Origin of the sequence: Clostridium sp. ATCC 25772 (genome assembly GCF_001573875.1) — a bacterium.
Taxonomy (GTDB): domain Bacteria; phylum Bacillota; class Clostridia; order Clostridiales; family Clostridiaceae; genus Clostridium_J; species Clostridium_J senegalense.
In genome coordinates, this window is the sequence record NZ_LFRG01000022.1 from 1 (window position 1) to 16618 (window position 16618).

Annotated in this window: 12 protein-coding genes and 2 CRISPR repeat arrays; all 12 genes read left to right on the forward strand. The window is 24.2% G+C overall.

Annotated features, from left to right (window positions below; translation table 11 throughout):
- Nucleotides 1-495 precede the first annotated feature (495 nt).
- Nucleotides 496-1579: a CRISPR direct-repeat array (repeat unit 30 nt; unit sequence GTTGAACCTTAACATAAGATGTATTTAAAT).
- A gap of 352 nt (nucleotides 1580-1931) precedes the next feature.
- The 12 genes from AZI32_RS18420 to cas10 all read left to right on the forward strand — a co-directional run bounded on the left by AZI32_RS18420 (nucleotide 1932) and on the right by cas10 (nucleotide 16460).
- Nucleotides 1932-2105, forward strand: coding sequence for a hypothetical protein (locus tag AZI32_RS18420; protein ID WP_157450885.1), 174 nt, complete (start codon nucleotides 1932-1934; stop codon nucleotides 2103-2105).
- A 159-nt stretch (nucleotides 2106-2264) separates the two neighbouring features.
- Nucleotides 2265-2963 (forward strand): CRISPR-associated endoribonuclease Cas6, encoded by a 699-nt coding sequence (gene cas6, locus AZI32_RS09835; RefSeq protein WP_061995670.1) that lies wholly within the window; start codon nucleotides 2265-2267, stop codon nucleotides 2961-2963.
- A 15-nt stretch (nucleotides 2964-2978) separates the two neighbouring features.
- On the forward strand, nucleotides 2979-4721 hold the full coding sequence (cas8b, locus tag AZI32_RS09840) for a type I-B CRISPR-associated protein Cas8b/Csh1 (protein WP_061995671.1): 1743 nt from the start codon (nucleotides 2979-2981) through the stop codon (nucleotides 4719-4721).
- On the forward strand, nucleotides 4711-5670 hold the full coding sequence (locus tag AZI32_RS09845) for a type I CRISPR-associated protein Cas7 (RefSeq protein ID WP_061995672.1): 960 nt from the start codon (nucleotides 4711-4713) through the stop codon (nucleotides 5668-5670). Before cas8b ends, AZI32_RS09845 begins: the two co-directional genes overlap by 11 nt.
- A gap of 2 nt (nucleotides 5671-5672) precedes the next feature.
- Nucleotides 5673-6416, forward strand: coding sequence for a type I-B CRISPR-associated protein Cas5b (cas5b, locus tag AZI32_RS09850; RefSeq protein ID WP_061995673.1), 744 nt, complete (start codon nucleotides 5673-5675; stop codon nucleotides 6414-6416).
- Nucleotides 6417-6613: 197 nt separating this feature from the next.
- Nucleotides 6614-9202, forward strand: a complete 2589-nt coding sequence (locus tag AZI32_RS09855) for a CRISPR-associated helicase/endonuclease Cas3 (protein ID WP_061995674.1) — start codon at nucleotides 6614-6616, stop codon at nucleotides 9200-9202.
- A gap of 236 nt (nucleotides 9203-9438) precedes the next feature.
- Nucleotides 9439-9933: a CRISPR-associated protein Cas4 gene (gene cas4, locus AZI32_RS09860; RefSeq protein ID WP_061995699.1), complete on the forward strand. Its 495-nt coding sequence runs from the start codon at nucleotides 9439-9441 to the stop codon at nucleotides 9931-9933.
- Nucleotides 9934-9945: 12 nt separating this feature from the next.
- Nucleotides 9946-10944 (forward strand): type I-B CRISPR-associated endonuclease Cas1b, encoded by a 999-nt coding sequence (gene cas1b, locus AZI32_RS09865; protein ID WP_061995675.1) that lies wholly within the window; start codon nucleotides 9946-9948, stop codon nucleotides 10942-10944.
- A 1-nt stretch (nucleotide 10945) separates the two neighbouring features.
- A complete protein-coding gene (gene cas2, locus AZI32_RS09870; RefSeq protein ID WP_061995676.1) occupies nucleotides 10946-11236 on the forward strand; it encodes a CRISPR-associated endonuclease Cas2 in 291 nt (96 codons plus the stop codon).
- A gap of 200 nt (nucleotides 11237-11436) precedes the next feature.
- A CRISPR array of direct repeats spans nucleotides 11437-12776; the repeat unit is 30 nt; unit sequence GTTGAACCTTAACATAAGATGTATTTAAAT.
- 338 nt (nucleotides 12777-13114) lie between these two features.
- Complete coding sequence (gene cas6, locus AZI32_RS09875) at nucleotides 13115-13801, forward strand: CRISPR-associated endoribonuclease Cas6 (RefSeq protein WP_242865291.1); 687 nt, start codon at nucleotides 13115-13117, stop codon at nucleotides 13799-13801.
- A 53-nt stretch (nucleotides 13802-13854) separates the two neighbouring features.
- Nucleotides 13855-14748 carry a type III-B CRISPR module RAMP protein Cmr1 gene (gene cmr1 / locus AZI32_RS09880; RefSeq protein ID WP_061995678.1) on the forward strand — a complete coding sequence of 298 codons (894 nt, stop codon included), beginning with the start codon at nucleotides 13855-13857 and terminating at the stop codon, nucleotides 14746-14748.
- Nucleotides 14733-16460, forward strand: a complete 1728-nt coding sequence (gene cas10 / locus AZI32_RS09885) for a type III-B CRISPR-associated protein Cas10/Cmr2 (protein WP_242865292.1) — start codon at nucleotides 14733-14735, stop codon at nucleotides 16458-16460. The genes cmr1 and cas10 overlap by 16 nt, the downstream gene beginning before the upstream one ends.
- Nucleotides 16461-16618: the final 158 nt, after the last annotated feature.

A 16618-nucleotide genomic window follows, 5' to 3' on the forward strand; every position in this document is an offset into this window, starting at 1 on the left:
TATTAGGAGTGGCTTTTTTATTTGTTTTTATAACTAAAAAAGTTATGAAAAACATGAAAAATATGGCTTAGCTTTACTCACATGCTTGGAACCCTATATAATCTCCAACTTAAATTTATACATAAAATTTTTGTTATCAGTTGAGAAAAAAGACTAACAAAAAATTGTGCTTATATTTGTAATTTTTTAAATATATAGATTATATAGTAGTTAGATTGCATAATTAAAATTTGTAAAGAAGGAAAGTTATCCAAAGGGTTAGTCCCATCTAGAAGTTACTTTTTAATAAGTGAGAAAAATAAAAATATAAAATTAATGAATTTTACCAATGAAATATTCACTAAAAACTTATAATGCCTTGAAAATACTAAGTTTAAAAGGTATTTTACTTATTAACTTTAAAAAATAAAAATCACTGGTAAAAAAACAATAAAACCTAGTAAAATCAATAGTTTGGATGTATAATGGAAAATGAAGAATGGCTATTTTTCAATGGTTGAACCTTAACATAAGATGTATTTAAATATTATCTATAAAAAATAAATAGTTGTATTTTAGGTAGTTGAACCTTAACATAAGATGTATTTAAATATAGCCATTCTTCATTTTCATTATACACCTTAACCATGTTGAACCTTAACATAAGATGTATTTAAATTTGAATTAGGAGGTAATCATTATGAAAATAGGTGAGTTGAACCTTAACATAAGATGTATTTAAATACATCTAAAAATGAAATTATTAATATGAGCTATGATGTTGAACCTTAACATAAGATGTATTTAAATATCTAAAAAAGTAGAAGATTTAAGAAAAAGGTACGAGTTGAACCTTAACATAAGATGTATTTAAATGAAGATGTTGAGAAAGTAATGAATGATATGCTTGGTTGAACCTTAACATAAGATGTATTTAAATTAAAAAAGTTCTAAGTATTCTACTTCTCGTAGAACAGTTGAACCTTAACATAAGATGTATTTAAATTAATGATGATAGTCTTTTTAACTATAAAGTTGACCCGTTGAACCTTAACATAAGATGTATTTAAATGCATCATATCTAAAAAGATTATCTCCCCTATCTAATGTTGAACCTTAACATAAGATGTATTTAAATACATTATTATTTTCCATACTTGTTTACCCTCTTTCGTTGAACCTTAACATAAGATGTATTTAAATTTCATAGACTTTTCCACTATAGGTATGAAGTAACATGTTGAACCTTAACATAAGATGTATTTAAATTAATAAAATATGTTAACAATATTGCTCCAATCCTGTTGAACCTTAACATAAGATGTATTTAAATATTTAGTGTAGATGAATCAGGTGGAGACATCGGGACAGTTGAACCTTAACATAAGATGTATTTAAATCAATCTAAAATACAATTGCAAATCCTGCTATACTTAATGTTGAACCTTAACATAAGATGTATTTAAATATTGACCCATCCCATGAACCATATGCTCTAAATGGGTTGAACCTTAACATGGGATGTATTTAAATCACAAAAACATTTGACATTCATCATAAAAGATGATATGTTAAATGTTAACATGAGATGTATTTAAACATTATTACGTTTATTATTAGATTTGAACTTTAACATAAGATGTAAATACTGTTTTAAAAATGATGGCTTTTTAGCAGTATTTGTACAAAAAACAGAATAGTATATTAATTTAGTTTTAGAAGAATTATTGTTATAACTAAAAAAGATAGTTTAAATTTTACAAAATTTAAACTATCTTTTTTATATTAAAAATAAAAGCTGAAATTTAAATTAAAATTGTATTAGTAGGTTAGGTGGATATTTTAGCATTTTGGAAATATTAAACATGATAAATATTTACATTAAATCATTTATATGGTAATATATTTATAGGTATAAATCAATTATAACGTTAATTAAAGGGGAAATAAATTTGGGAGAAACAATTATTAAATTTATTGAATTTATTGAAAATAATAAACTTATGCTACTTACAGTAATGTTATTAATTTTTTCTATTTTTAATAGAAAAAAAGATATAACTTTAGTAAAAGAAGATAGAAAAGGATCTTTTCTTTTAGTTATATCTAATAACGAAAACATATAAAAGAGTTTACTTTTATATGTTTTGAAAATAGTTTATATAAGGTGAAAGTACTATTGGCGTTAAATTCACCTTATATGTTTTTATTATAACAAAATTATATACAATAAACTATATTAAATGATATTAAATGGTAAAAATGAAGAGGATGGAGGTGAGGCAATGAACGTATATGAATTAACACTAAAGATATTTCTTCTTAAGGATTTAACTGTGGACAAGTCTTATGAAAAATTAACAGAATTAATTGATAAATCTCTATGTAAAGATGATGAATTATTGGCTTTACATAATGAAAATAAGTATAAATACTATACTTTTTCATTACCTTATAAATTAGAAAAAGATAAAGTATATAAAGCCGGAAATATATATTCGGTAAAAATAAGGACTATAGATGAGAAAGTATTAAAAAATTTCAAAACTGAATTAATAAATATATACACTTCATTCATTAAAGCATTAACTATTGATGTAAAGGTTATTCCCCAAAAATATATTTCAACTATATATTCATTAACACCAGTAGTAATAAAAACAGATAAAGGATATTGGAGAGGGAAAGGTAATTTATCATTAAATGAGTATGAAAAAAGAGTAAAAGAAAATCTTATAAAAAAATATAATCAATTTTTCGGTGAAAAAATTAATGAGGATTTTCCATTATACGATTTCATAAGATTTGATAATAGAAAGCCTATTGGAATAAAGTACAAGAATATTATTATATTAGGAGACAAAGTCACATTAAATATAGCTAATGATGAAGTATCTCAAAAAATAGCTTATTTAGCATTAGGTGCAGGTCTTGGTGAAATGGGATCAAGGGGTATGGGATTTGTTAACTACAAATGGATGTAAGGGGGTGAGTATTATATGCTTAAAGATGCCATTGATACTTTTAAAAATATATATGAAAGAAAGGGAGAGTCTTTTATAACAGATTCTTATATACCAGTAGATGGAGATTATGTAATAGTTGAGCCTCATGAAAATACATTTAGACAATTAGATATAGTAAAAATAAAACAAGATAAAAAAACAAAAGAAATAGATAGAAGTAGTGAACACTTTAAATTTATTTGTAATGCTGATTATTTAAGTAAACTTATAGATATGAATAAGCCAATTGATGGTAAAAAAATAATACACAGTAATAATTATTTAAGCTTTTTTGTAAAAAAGGAAAATGTGAATAATGGAAAACTCAATGATGAAGTAATAGACTCTTATTATGAAATTTTAAAAAATCCTGAAATAAAATATTCTAAAGAAAAGCTTAGATTATATAAAGAAGTAGAGGATAAATATGGTAAGGTTAATGAAAATTTTATAGAAAATGTGAAGACATGGATTAAACATAATATTAAAGACTATGTTGATGAGGATAGCAAAGATAAATCATATTTAAAGATATTTTTTAAATATGAATTAGAAGAATATAAAAAGGAAAATGAGAAATATTTAATACCTAATATATTTAACAGTGTAGAGTTTAATGTGAAAATAGAAGAAGAAACATATGGACTTTCTAATGATAATATGGGGTTAAATTCTAAAAAGCCATATTTAGAGAATAAATCAAGAAAGACTAAGGTTCCTTACTTAATATCATTAGAAGAAGTATTATTACAAAAAAAGTTTTTTGATTATCTTTTAAATCAAGTTTCAATAGGAAAGACAAATATATATATAAATAAGAAAGGAATATATCCTAAAAGTGATAAAGAATCAATAGATAATGATTTTAATGGAATATATTTTAGAATAAAAAAAGGTAAAGAAGTAGAAGTACATGATTTTGATACAATAAACCATTACAAAGCAAATATAAAACCTATAAAGCTTAAAAATGTAATAGATATAGATTTAAATAAAAGTAATCTTACTTATAATATAAGCATTACAAAGCGTAATACTATTAAAGATTTAATAAATAAAGTATTTTTTAATAAATTTTTAAGTTCTAATTATTTTACAGAATCAAAAGATATGAATATAAATGATAATAGTTTAAAAAGAAACATATTACTTTCTAGAAAAAGTTTATTTAATTGGTTTTATAAGGGGAATGAACTTACTGTATGGAAAGTTTTTGGACATAGTAGCTTAAACTTAATAAAAGGCTCTATAGAAAATGGATATATATTTAAAGCAGGAGAACAATTCAATTTAAGATGTGCTTTAAAAGAATATTTTGTAGGAGGGGAAAGTATGGCTGATGTGTTACTAGATGTTAAGGCATCACTAAGAGATAAAATATCTCAAGAAAAGACAGCATCAATAGACAATAACAAAGAATATTATTTTGCAGTAGGTCAAGTTGCAAATTATTTAATATCACTAAGTAAAGCGGCTAAAAAGACTCATTCTTTAGCTAATCCAATTATTAATGCTAAAAGTGATGAGAGAATCAAAGTAGAATTAAAAAAATTATTTATGAAATATAATTATGCAATAGATAAAAAAATAAGTAGAAGATTTGATAATCTCATGTATATGGTTTCTGCTTATATACCAGAAGGCAAGGTTAATGATGATTTAATAATAGCAGGATATCTTCATAGTAGTTTAATATATGAAAAATCAAGCAAGGAGGAAAATAAAAATGAACAGTAGAGTTTACGGAGTTTTAGGTATAGTTTCAAGAATGAGTAATTGGAATGCTGACTTTACAGGATACCCAAAAACAACATCCTCAGGAGATATATTTGGCAGCGATAAGGCTTTTAAGTATCCAATTAAAAAAATGTGGAATGAACAAGGTGAAAAAGTTATATATATAAAATCTATGAAATTGCAAGAAGACAAAAAGGGAGAAATAGAGTTTATTCCAAGATCTTTAAAGGAAAGATATGAATACTTATTTAAGGGAGAAGATTTAAAAAAGGATAAGAATAGTAAAAAGGTTTTGACAAATTTATTTTCAGCAATAGATGTAAAAAATTTTGGAGCTACCTTTGCAGAAGAAGGAAATAATATATCAATAACAGGGGCAGTTCAAATTGGACAAGGATTTAATAAATATTCAGATAGTTTTGCAGAAGAACAACAAATATTATCTCCTTTTAGAGATCCTAATAATAAGAAGAATAATAAAAAAGAAGAAGAAGAGAAAGAAGCAAAATCCTCAACTTTAGGAACAAAAATAGTGAGTAATGAAGCGCATTATTTTTATCCAGTAACAATAAATCCTAAAGCATATGATGGATTTAAAGAGCTTGGTATTACAGAAGGATATACTGAGAAAGATTATAAAAAATTTAAGGAAGCATCTATGATAGCAGCGACATCTTTTTCAACAAATGCTAAAATAGGCTGTGAAAATGAATTTGCTATGTTTGTAGAAACTGATGAAGATTTATATTTGCCAGATTTATCTCAATATATTATATTTGAAAAGTATGCTGATAAGGGGAAAATAGAAATAAAATGTAATAATTTACTTAAAGATTTACAAAATAGAATAAAATCAATTGAGATTTATTATAATCCATATACAACAAATATAGATAAAAATATAGAAAATGCTAAATACTTCAATATTTTTACCAAAGAGGAAATATAAAAATGGATACTTTAAAATTTAGTTTAAAAGGAAGGACTGCATTTTTTAAAAAACCAGATGTTAACACATATTTTTATTTTACTTATGGGAATATTCATAAGGTAGCACTTTTAGGCATTTTAGGAAGTGTTCTTGGATTAAGAGGTTATAATGACCAAAATGAGAATGATAAATATCCAGAATTTTATGAAAAACTTAAAGGATTAAGAATAGGTATAGTACCAATTAATAAAGAAGGATATATTCCTAAAAAAATTCAGACATTCAACAATTCAGTGGGATATGCTTCAAAGGAACAGGGCGGAAATTTAATTATTAAAGAGCAGTGGCTTGAAGATCCTGAATGGGAGATTTATATTCTTTTAGAAGGAAATATAGAAGACAAATTAAAAGATAATATATTAGATAGAAATTTTAAATTTATTCCTTACTTAGGAAAGAATGATCATATGGCTACTATAGAAAATATAGAGATTATAAAAGATGTACAAAAAATAGATAATATAAAAAGAATAGATAGTTTATATATTAAAGACTATTTCTCTTTTAAAAATAGTAAATATGACTTTGATGAAGAGGATGATTTAGAAGATACTTGGAAATATGAGGAAATGCTTCCGATGTCGTTAGAAGAAAACACTAATAAATATAATCTTAAATCCTTTGTTTATACAAATTCATTAGTTGAGAGTGCATCTTACGAATCAATATATGAATGCAATAATAAAAATATATTTTTCTTTTAGAGGGTAACTATATAGGAATTTAAAATTTGATTTATCCGATGACTATTTGATTTAGTAATTTTATTTTTAAAAAAATTAGAATGAAAATCTTACATGTCATTGGATAATCCTTTTTTAGTTTTTAAGGAAGTAAAGGTACCATCTAAATGTAAAGATTCTATTCATGAAATCAATTAAAAAAATGGGGGGATTAATATATGTATTTTCTTGATGTAAAAAAATTCCCAATAGATAAATTTATAAAAAAGAATTCAAATATATATGCTCATAAGAGCGAAAATAATAGTAGATTTGAAACTTTAAAAGAGCACTTAGAACTCTCAGAAGACTATTTATATAAAATAATTAAAGCTAAAAATTTGGACAATGTATTGATGAACTTTCAGAATTATTTGTTTGAAGAAAATTGTAGCAAAGGAACAAAAATTTTTAAAGAAATGATATTTAATATAATTTATATGCATGATATAGGTAAAATTAATTGTTGCTTCCAATATAAAAAAATGGATAATGAGTTTTTTAAGGATTACGATGGGATAAACTTTAATTACTCAAATCATTCAATGTTATCATCTCTTATTTATATTAATTACTATTTTAAAAGAATAAAAGAGTTGAAAAATGTAACATCTGATATAAAAGACAAATTAAGATTTTTCATGATGATAAATTCATATATAATATCTAGACATCACAGTCATTTAGATTCTTTTAATGAATATAAAAATAAGTTTTTAGAGGATGATGGTGAGGGAAAAAAACTTTACTTTGAGCAATTATCCATATTCAAATATTCTTATGATGATGATATAGTGTTTGAAAAAAAGCCCAAGCTTATGAAAAGACTCTTTGAATTAACAGAAGAATATTTAAATAACGAGTTAGTTAGTAGTAAGAAAAAAATATATCTTTACATATATGAAAGATTTTTTGCATCATTATTACTTGGTTGTGATTATTATTCAACATCACAATTTATGAATAATTGTAAACTTAGTTATTTTGGAGAAATAACGGATATAAATAAATTCTATGATGGTTTAAAGAAAACTGAAATATATAATAAAATAAGAGATTATGAAAAAGAAAAATATTTAAAATATGATAATTTCAATGATGTAAAGGATATTAATATTTTGCGAAATGAAATGTTTTTAGATGCAGAAAAAATGTTAGAAGAAAATATTGAAAGTAATATATATTATTTAGAAGCTCCAACTGGAAGTGGAAAAAGCACTGTGTCATTAAACTTAAGCTTTAAATTAATAGAACAAGATAAAAATTTAAATAAAATATTTAATGTATATCCTTTTAATACATTAGTTGAGCAAAATATAGCTAGCTTAAATAAAATATTTGATTATGATAAAGAATTACTTGATGAAATAGCTGTTATAAATTCATTAGTACCAATAAAGGAAGTAAAGAAAAAAGAAATAGAAGATGAAGAAAATGAAGAAGTTAATTATGATAAATCGTTACTTAACAGACAGTTTTTAAATTATCCTATAGTATTGAATACTCATGTAAGTATGTTTAATTATTTATTTGGTACAGCTAAGGATGATTTATTTCCTCTTATACAATTAGCAAATAGTGTAGTAGTCTTGGATGAAATACAAAGTTATAAAAATAATATATGGAAAGAAATAATTATTTTTTTAAATTGCTATGCTGAAGTTTTGAATATAAAAATAATAATTATGTCTGCTACATTGCCGAGTTTAAATAAACTTATAGATTATGATGATTTTAATACAATAAATTTAATTAAAAATAGAGATAAATATTTTAAGAATCCTTTATTTAAAGATAGAGTATCAATAGATTTTTCTCTTTTAGGAAAAGAAGATAATACCTATGAAGATTTAAAGGAGCATGTCTTAGATACATCAAAAAATACAGAACATAATATACTTATTGAATTTATAAATAAAAAGCGTGCTTCAGAATTTTATAATGATTTAATTGTGGAATTAGGCAATAAAAAGAAGGTAATGCTTATAACTGGTGATGATAATAGTATAGAAAGAAGTGACATAATAAAAAAATTAAAGAGTGAAAAAAATATTGTGTTAGTAGCTACTCAAGTTATTGAGGCTGGTGTGGATATAGATATGGATATAGGATATAAGGACATATCTATGTTAGACAGTGATGAGCAATTTTTAGGAAGAATAAATAGATCATGCAAAAAGCCTAAGAGTATCGTATATTTTTTTGATTTAGATTCAGCATCAAGTATTTATAAGGGTGATTATAGAAAAGAAAAAAATGTAACTCTTAAATCAGATGATATACGAGATATTTTAATAGAAAAGGATTTTCAAAAATATTATGATTTAATTCTTAAAAGAATTAATGATGAAAGTTCAAGTTATAATGAAAATAATATAGAAGATTTTATAAATGAGAAAATAGGTAAATTAAGTTTTCTAGAAGGAGAGAAGAAGATGAAATTAATAGATGATGATAAAGATGAAGTAACAGTATTCTTATGCAGAAATATAATATTGGAAAATGGACAAGAATTAAGTGGAAAAAAAGTATGGAAGGATTATAAAGAATTACTTAAAGATGGAGAACTAAGGTATTCTGAGAAGAAGGTAAAACTTTCAAAAGTATCAAGTAATCTTAACTATTTTATATATAAGGTTAAAAGTAGAGATTTTCCTTACAATGATAGACTAGGAGAATTTTATTGCATATATGATGGAGAAGATTATTTTACTAATGGTAAGTTTGATAGAAAAAATTTTACCACAGGGGCATCTAATTTTATATAAATAGATAAGCAGCCTTTTATTCATATTAAGATTTGGGAAATACGTATCTTATATATCCTCTTTGCTCTCATTTTTAAGAAGATGGAAACATTAAATTAGGTAAGTTCTTAGATGAATTATATTAGTAAAGTTTATAAATAGTATTATAGGACTAGTTGAAATAGTTGGAATATTATAAAAGTGTTTATATAGAAGTTCCTTTTAAATATTTAATAGTTATAGAAAAGGAGTATATTATGAAGGTTAATGGCACATTAATTAACTATTATTTTCATTGCAAGAGACAATGTTATCTGCATGGTAACAGGCTAAATTTAGAAGATAATAGTGAAACTGTAAAAATAGGAAAAGCTATTCATGAGGAAAAAAGTAAAAGAGGTAAAAATAGAGAAATTGCAATAGATAATATAAGAATAGATATGTTAACAGAGGAATACTTAACAGAAATAAAAAAATCAGATGCAGATATTGAGGCTAGTAAATGGCAACTTATATATTATTTAAAGGTTTTAAATGATAAAGGTGTGAAGCGTAAAGGAAAGCTAGAATTTGTTGAAAAGAATAAGGGTGATAAAAAGGTACTTTATTTTGATTTAGATGAAAAAATTTTAAAACAGCTAGATTTACATGTAAAGGATATAGAAAACTTGATAAGTAATGATATAGTACCAAATGTTTTAAATAAACCGAAATGTAAAAAATGTTCTTATTATGAATATTGTTATATATAAAGGGAGAATAGAATGGGAAGTACAAGATATATAACTTCTATGGGGGAGTTAACAAGAAAAGATAATTCATTATGTTTTAGAAAAAATAATAAAAATGTATATATACCAGTAGAAAATACAAAAGAGATATATTGTTTAAATGAGATTAGTATAAATTCAAAACTATTAGATTTTTTATCATCTAATAATATAATAGTACATTTTTTTAATTATTATGAAGGGTATAGTGGAACGTATTATCCTAAGAATCAGTATAATAGCGGTAAGCTTTTAGTAAAGCAAGTAGAAACTTTTCAAACTAAAAGATTGGAAGTATCAAAGGCTATTGTAAGCGGAATAGGAAATAACATACATGAAGTTTTATATCATTATTATAAGCATGATATAAAAGAGGTAAAGAAAACTTTAAATTGGATAAAAGATATTTTTTATCAAAGAGTTAATAATTCAGAAACAATAGAGGAACTAATGGCAACTGAAGGGGAATTATGGCAGAGATTTTACAGTGAGTTTGAAAATATTTTACCAGAAGATTTTGTAATGAACAAAAGAGTAAAGAGACCACCGGATAACCCTATAAATGCATTAATATCTTTTGGAAATACATTATTATATACCAAAACTATATCAGCTATATATAGAACACATCTTGATCAGCGAATAAGTTTTTTACATGAACCATCTGAGGGAAGATTTTCTTTAAGTTTAGATATAAGTGAAGTATTTAAACCAGTAATTGTATATAAAACAATATTTGAATTAGTAAATAAGAGAAAGTTAAAAGTTTCTAAACATTTTGATAAAAAAGTTAATTATTGTTTGCTGAATGAAGAAGGAAGAAATATATTTATACAAGCATTTGAAGAAAGATTAGAATCTGTTTTTAATCATAAAAAATTAAAAAGAAAAGTTAGCTATAGAACTGCTATAAAGTTAGATTGTTATAAACTGATAAAATTTATAATGGAAGATAAGAAGTTTGTACCATTTAATATAAAGGAGAATATGTAAAATGGGTAAGAACATTAATTTTAATTATGCATTTGTTTTTTATGATGTTAACGAGAAACGAGTACAAAGAGTTTTTAAAGTATGCAAGAAATATCTATCTCATTTCCAAAAATCAGTATTTAGAGGAGAAATAACACCATCAAAGCTAATAGCTTTAAGAAAAGACTTAAATAGGGTTATAAATAAAGAGGAAGATTTTATTTGTATAATAAAACTTATGAACGAAAATGTATTTGAAGAAGAAATATTAGGCATTCAACTTAATAACACTGGTGAAGATTTGATTATTTAGTTGTAAAGATAAGAAATTAAAATGAATTTTACCAGCAAAATATTCATTAAAAACTTGCAGTACTTTGAAATTACTGAGTTTAAAAGGTGTTTTGCTGGTTTGCTTTAAAAAATAAAAATCACTGGTAAAAAAACAATGAAACCTAGCAAAATCAATGGTTAAGGTGTATAATGAAAATGAAGAATGGCTATTTTTCAATGGTTGAACCTTAACATAAGATGTATTTAAATGGTAATAAAGGAATAGCTTGCGGACTTGGTAATGTACAGTTGAACCTTAACATAAGATGTATTTAAATTGCGTTGTATATGCATAAATACTCGATGGCGTTGCGTTGAACCTTAACATAAGATGTATTTAAATGCTTCATATATATGCTCTATGCTACCAATCTTCTCAGTTGAACCTTAACATAAGATGTATTTAAATAATCTGCTCTAAATATTACTGGTGGATTTATATTTGTTGAACCTTAACATAAGATGTATTTAAATGATAAAAGCATAATACTTGAAGAATTAGTTGATTGTAGTTGAACCTTAACATAAGATGTATTTAAATGATGAAAGAATTTATTGAAGAAGAAAAAGAGGTTGTTGAACCTTAACATAAGATGTATTTAAATCATAATCACCACCTTTAGAACGGTATCCTGTGTTGTTGAACCTTAACATAAGATGTATTTAAATCACAAATAGCTAGGGTTCTTATATGCATAAATTTTGTTGAACCTTAACATAAGATGTATTTAAATGATTCAATTCCATCATCTATTTCAGGAACTACATGTTGAACCTTAACATAAGATGTATTTAAATAATGTTAAGTTCAAGTCCTCCATTGCATCTAAAGGGTTGAACCTTAACATAAGATGTATTTAAATAAGGTTTGGGGGTAAAAGTTGGTACTGGGTTAAATGTTGAACCTTAACATAAGATGTATTTAAATAAAATCATTTTGCTTTCTAAAATATGAATAAGCTCTGTTGAACCTTAACATAAGATGTATTTAAATCTCGTAAACTTTTTAAATTATAACCTAATAAAATAGTTGAACCTTAACATAAGATGTATTTAAATTTTGATAGAATAGAAATAACTTCTTCATTTCTGTTGTTGAACCTTAACATAAGATGTATTTAAATGGAAAAACAACAGAACTACAAAGACAAGGAGAAAGGGTTGAACCTTAACATAAGATGTATTTAAATTAACTTCTTCTCCACGTGATGAAGGAAAGTATGTTGTAGTTGAACCTTAACATAAGATGTATTTAAATTTTCTTGTTAACATATAAATCCACCTCTTAAACAGTTGAACCTTAACATAAGATGTATTTAAATGCTTTTCCAGTTTGCTTATTCTCTATTTTTGATTCGGTTAAACCTTAACATAAGATGTATTTAAATGTTGACTTTACAGTTAAGTCTGCACTTAATGCTCTCAGTTGAACCTTAACATAAGATGTATTTAAATAATGGTATCAAAATGAAAATAGTAACAATGTTAGAGTTGAACCTTAACATAGGATGTATTGAAGTTTCATTTTCTTATCACCATGTAATTGTAAACATTTAAGAAAGGTTATTAAATTTTAATACATATATAAATTTTCAAGTTGACTTCTAAATTTATTCATTTGAAAACGTGGATATCCAAAACAGTTAAAATGCCATACTACATTATATATAAAAAATATTTTAATGATATTAAACAAATTTAAATGATGATTGTATCTTTATAAAATTAAAGTCTAATTAAAATTTAAAAATTAAATAGAAAATATAATTTAAATCACTGTTTAATCAGTGGTTTTTTTATTATAAAATTCATCACATTTATGGTATAATATTCATAAATTAGTAAAAAATGAGGTGTTGTGTTGAATTTTGTAGAGTTAACGGTTACAGTTATGTTGAATAAAGATATTTACTTTGCTGACTGTGGATATGTAATTGGAAAAAATATAAATAAAGCAATGTTATTGGATGAAAGTTTAAAGGAACTTCATCCTAAGAAAGAGTATAAAAATTATGTATTTAATCATTTCTATCCATTAGAAAAAGATAAAATATATAAAAAAGATAGATTATACATATTTAAAATTAGAGGATTAGATTACAACTTTATAGATAAGATAGCAGAAGTGTTACCATTTCTTAAAAGTTATGATTTTAAGATTATAGCCGTTGAAAAAAGAGAAATTAAGAATACAAATATAAAAAATTTATATACAGTTATACCAACCATAGTAACAATAGATAACAAACCATGGTTACAAGGTGATGATATAGAATTATTTAAACAACGATTAGAAGCAAACTTAGAGAAAAAGTATAAAGTTTTTTACAATGAAGATATAAATATTGTAGGCAATTTTATAGAAACTATAGAATTTAAAAATAAAGTAGTTATGTATTTTAATTATAAAGGAGTAAAGCTTTTAGGAAACAAAATAAATATAAAAATTTATGCTAATGAAGAAGCACAAAAAGGAGCATTTTTAGCAATGGCAACAGGCCTGGGTGAAAAAAATTCAATAGTAGGTGCTGGATTTTGTGAATAGAAGATGAGGTGAGCCTTAAGAAGTTTTGTATGAAATTTTAAGGGGGAGTATTTATGTCTGAAGGAAATAGTAAGATATACAAGTTAAAAAACATAACAGATTTATGTTCTAATAATGGATTAAATAAACCAGAATTTAGACTTACTGAGATAAAATCATTAATGAGATTCTGGTGGAGAGCATTAAATTTTTATACAAATGCTAGTACAATGAGAAAAGAAGAAGAAAATATATTTGGGAATTCAGATACCCATAATTCACCAATTATATTTAAGACAGAGTCTAATGGATTTAAATATAATGATGGAATCCATGAAGTACGTAAGAATAATAAACCAATAAATTGTTTTAAATCAGGAAAAATAGTTGAAGTAAAATTAAGTGTATATAAAAGGAAAATAAGTCAGAAAGAATATATAAATAAGGAATTATATTTTTATGATAATTTATTAAAAATATCATTAATTTTAGGTGGCATTGGTAAAAGAAGTAGAAGAGGCTGTGGAGTTTTTATGCTTGAAGAAAATGATAAAGAATGTAATTTAAAAAATCAAATAAAAAGTTATATGGAAAATTTAAATGTTAATAAGTACTATGAATTTTCTAAAGAGAATAATAAATACCTTGAGATAGTGAGAAAAGATGAATATAGAAATAAAGAATTTAGATATCCTTACATAGAGGAAATTATTATTTCTAAAGAAGCTGTAAGTGAAGAATACTTTTATATTAAGATAAAAGAAAGCATAGATGCCACAAGAAATGAAAAGTTTCAGTATAAGGACTACAAATGCGGAAAGCTTGCATGCCCAGTATATGTTACTTGTTATGGTGATCCAAATGAATTATACCCTATAATAGTAAAATTATATAATACAAATCCACATGAAACTTACGATAATTATTACAAAAAATTCAAAGAGGTGATATTATGCAGCAAAGAATAATATTATTTTCTATAGGTTCAATACAAAGTTTTATAATAAATTCAAGAAAAGTGTCTGATTTATTTAATAGTAGTAAAATATTATCTAAATTAATAAGCAATGGAATGGAGTTTATAAAAGTTAAAGGAAATGGCAAATTGTTATTGCCTCAATTATTGGACAAAAGTGAAGGGTTACCTAATTATTTTATTATGAAATATGAAAGTAATAAGCATTTAGGGAAAGAACTTGAAGAATATATAAGACAAAATTATATTGATATGCTTATGAATGGTAGCATTAAGACTAGTTTAGAAAAATATAAAAATCAAATAGAAAGGCAGTTAAACTCATCATTAGACATTTATTGGGTTGAATACGATTTAGAGGAAAGCTTTGATTTAAATGATTCTCATAAATATGTGCAAGTATATTATGAGATTTATAAATATTTTGAAGCTGTTAAAAATGTAAAGAAATTTAATAATATTTGGGAGGAAGGGAAAAAATGTTCTATATGTGGAAGTAGAAATGCAATAGTGGTTAGTTCTAAGAATAAAAAAGAGCCTTTCGGAATTCAAAAAATATATAAGTATCAAAATTTTGAAGAATATAGTCTTTTTGAACTGGTAGAAAAATTAAAAAATAAAGATATCAATTTACAGCTGGATGAAATTAAAAAAGTTAAAAGATATGCTAAAAAAAATAACTTGGAATCAAAAGATATAGATATAAAATTAAAAGAAAATGAAACGCTTTGTGGAGTTTGTTTATTAAAAAGAATTTATAAAGGAGAAAAAATACCTTCGCTTGCACAAATAACTTTATCTAGTTGGGTTGAAAATGAAAAAAAACATAGAAGATATAATCAATATAAAGAAGTTATAGATAGATTGAATAAAGAAGATAGTAATTTCGATGATTATGAGTGTATGTATAAAGAAAATTGGGACAAGATATTAAAAAATTTAAAGGTAAATAATAAAGGTGAATTAAAAGAAGAACTTATTCAAAAGTTAAGTAATAAAAATTTGCCTAAATATTATTGTATGTATCGCATGGACATTGATAATTTAGGAGAATGGATGAGTGGTAAATATAAGAATAATGATAAAAACCTATATGAACATCAAATTGATTTATCACAAAGAATATATAAATTTTTTAATAAACTAAGGGAAAATTATTTTAAAGAAAATTCAAAAGGTATTTTAGTATATGCTGGTGGAGATGATTTATTAGCATTAATACCTGTAGATGAAATATTTAAATTAGAACAAAATGTAAGAGCTTGTTTTAAGGAAGAAGTGCAAGTTGAAGAGTATAAAAACATTACATATTCAAAAGGAATATTTGTTGCGCACTATAAAACACCATTAGGAGAAATTACTAGAGTTTCTAAAGAAGAACTTGAAAAGGTTAAAGAGAAGTTTAAGGAAAAAGCAAATGACTTTGATAAAGAAAAAAACGCTACGGTTATATCTATAATGACGGAAGGATATAGTAACAGGAATGTATATTTTAAAAATAATTTGAATGGGGAGGAAACAGTTGAATTTATCTTTGAAGAATTAGTAAATTACTTTAATAAAGGTGGATCAACTTATTTTCATGAGCAATTGCAAAGTGAATTTTGGAATTTAGGCAGAAATATTGATAAAGGTTATCAAAGGGACATACTGATAAATATGTTTGAAGTAGAACAAAAAAGATTAATGAAAAGAAGCATTTAAAAAAATAGTATTGCAGAAGAGAAAATAGATGAGGTAAATAAAAAACTTATAAATTTTTTAGAAGTAAACTCATCAAAGGAATTAGAAATAGATTTTGAAAATTACTTTAACTTATTTCATATAATTAGAAGTTTAAAACAGAATATGGAGGTGAAGTA

Coding starts and splice junctions, on each gene's coding strand:
- cas6 (WP_061995670.1), top strand. CDS start 2,265: ATGAACGTATATGAATTAACACTAAAGATATTTCTTCTTAAGGATTTA.
- cas4 (WP_061995699.1), top strand. CDS start 9,439: ATGAAGGTTAATGGCACATTAATTAACTATTATTTTCATTGCAAGAGA.
- AZI32_RS09845 (WP_061995672.1), top strand. CDS start 4,711: ATGAACAGTAGAGTTTACGGAGTTTTAGGTATAGTTTCAAGAATGAGT.
- cas5b (WP_061995673.1), top strand. CDS start 5,673: ATGGATACTTTAAAATTTAGTTTAAAAGGAAGGACTGCATTTTTTAAA.
- AZI32_RS09855 (WP_061995674.1), top strand. CDS start 6,614: ATGTATTTTCTTGATGTAAAAAAATTCCCAATAGATAAATTTATAAAA.
- cas2 (WP_061995676.1), top strand. CDS start 10,946: ATGGGTAAGAACATTAATTTTAATTATGCATTTGTTTTTTATGATGTT.
- cas10 (WP_242865292.1), top strand. CDS start 14,733: ATGCAGCAAAGAATAATATTATTTTCTATAGGTTCAATACAAAGTTTT.
- cas1b (WP_061995675.1), top strand. CDS start 9,946: ATGGGAAGTACAAGATATATAACTTCTATGGGGGAGTTAACAAGAAAA.
- cas8b (WP_061995671.1), top strand. CDS start 2,979: ATGCTTAAAGATGCCATTGATACTTTTAAAAATATATATGAAAGAAAG.
- cmr1 (WP_061995678.1), top strand. CDS start 13,855: ATGTCTGAAGGAAATAGTAAGATATACAAGTTAAAAAACATAACAGAT.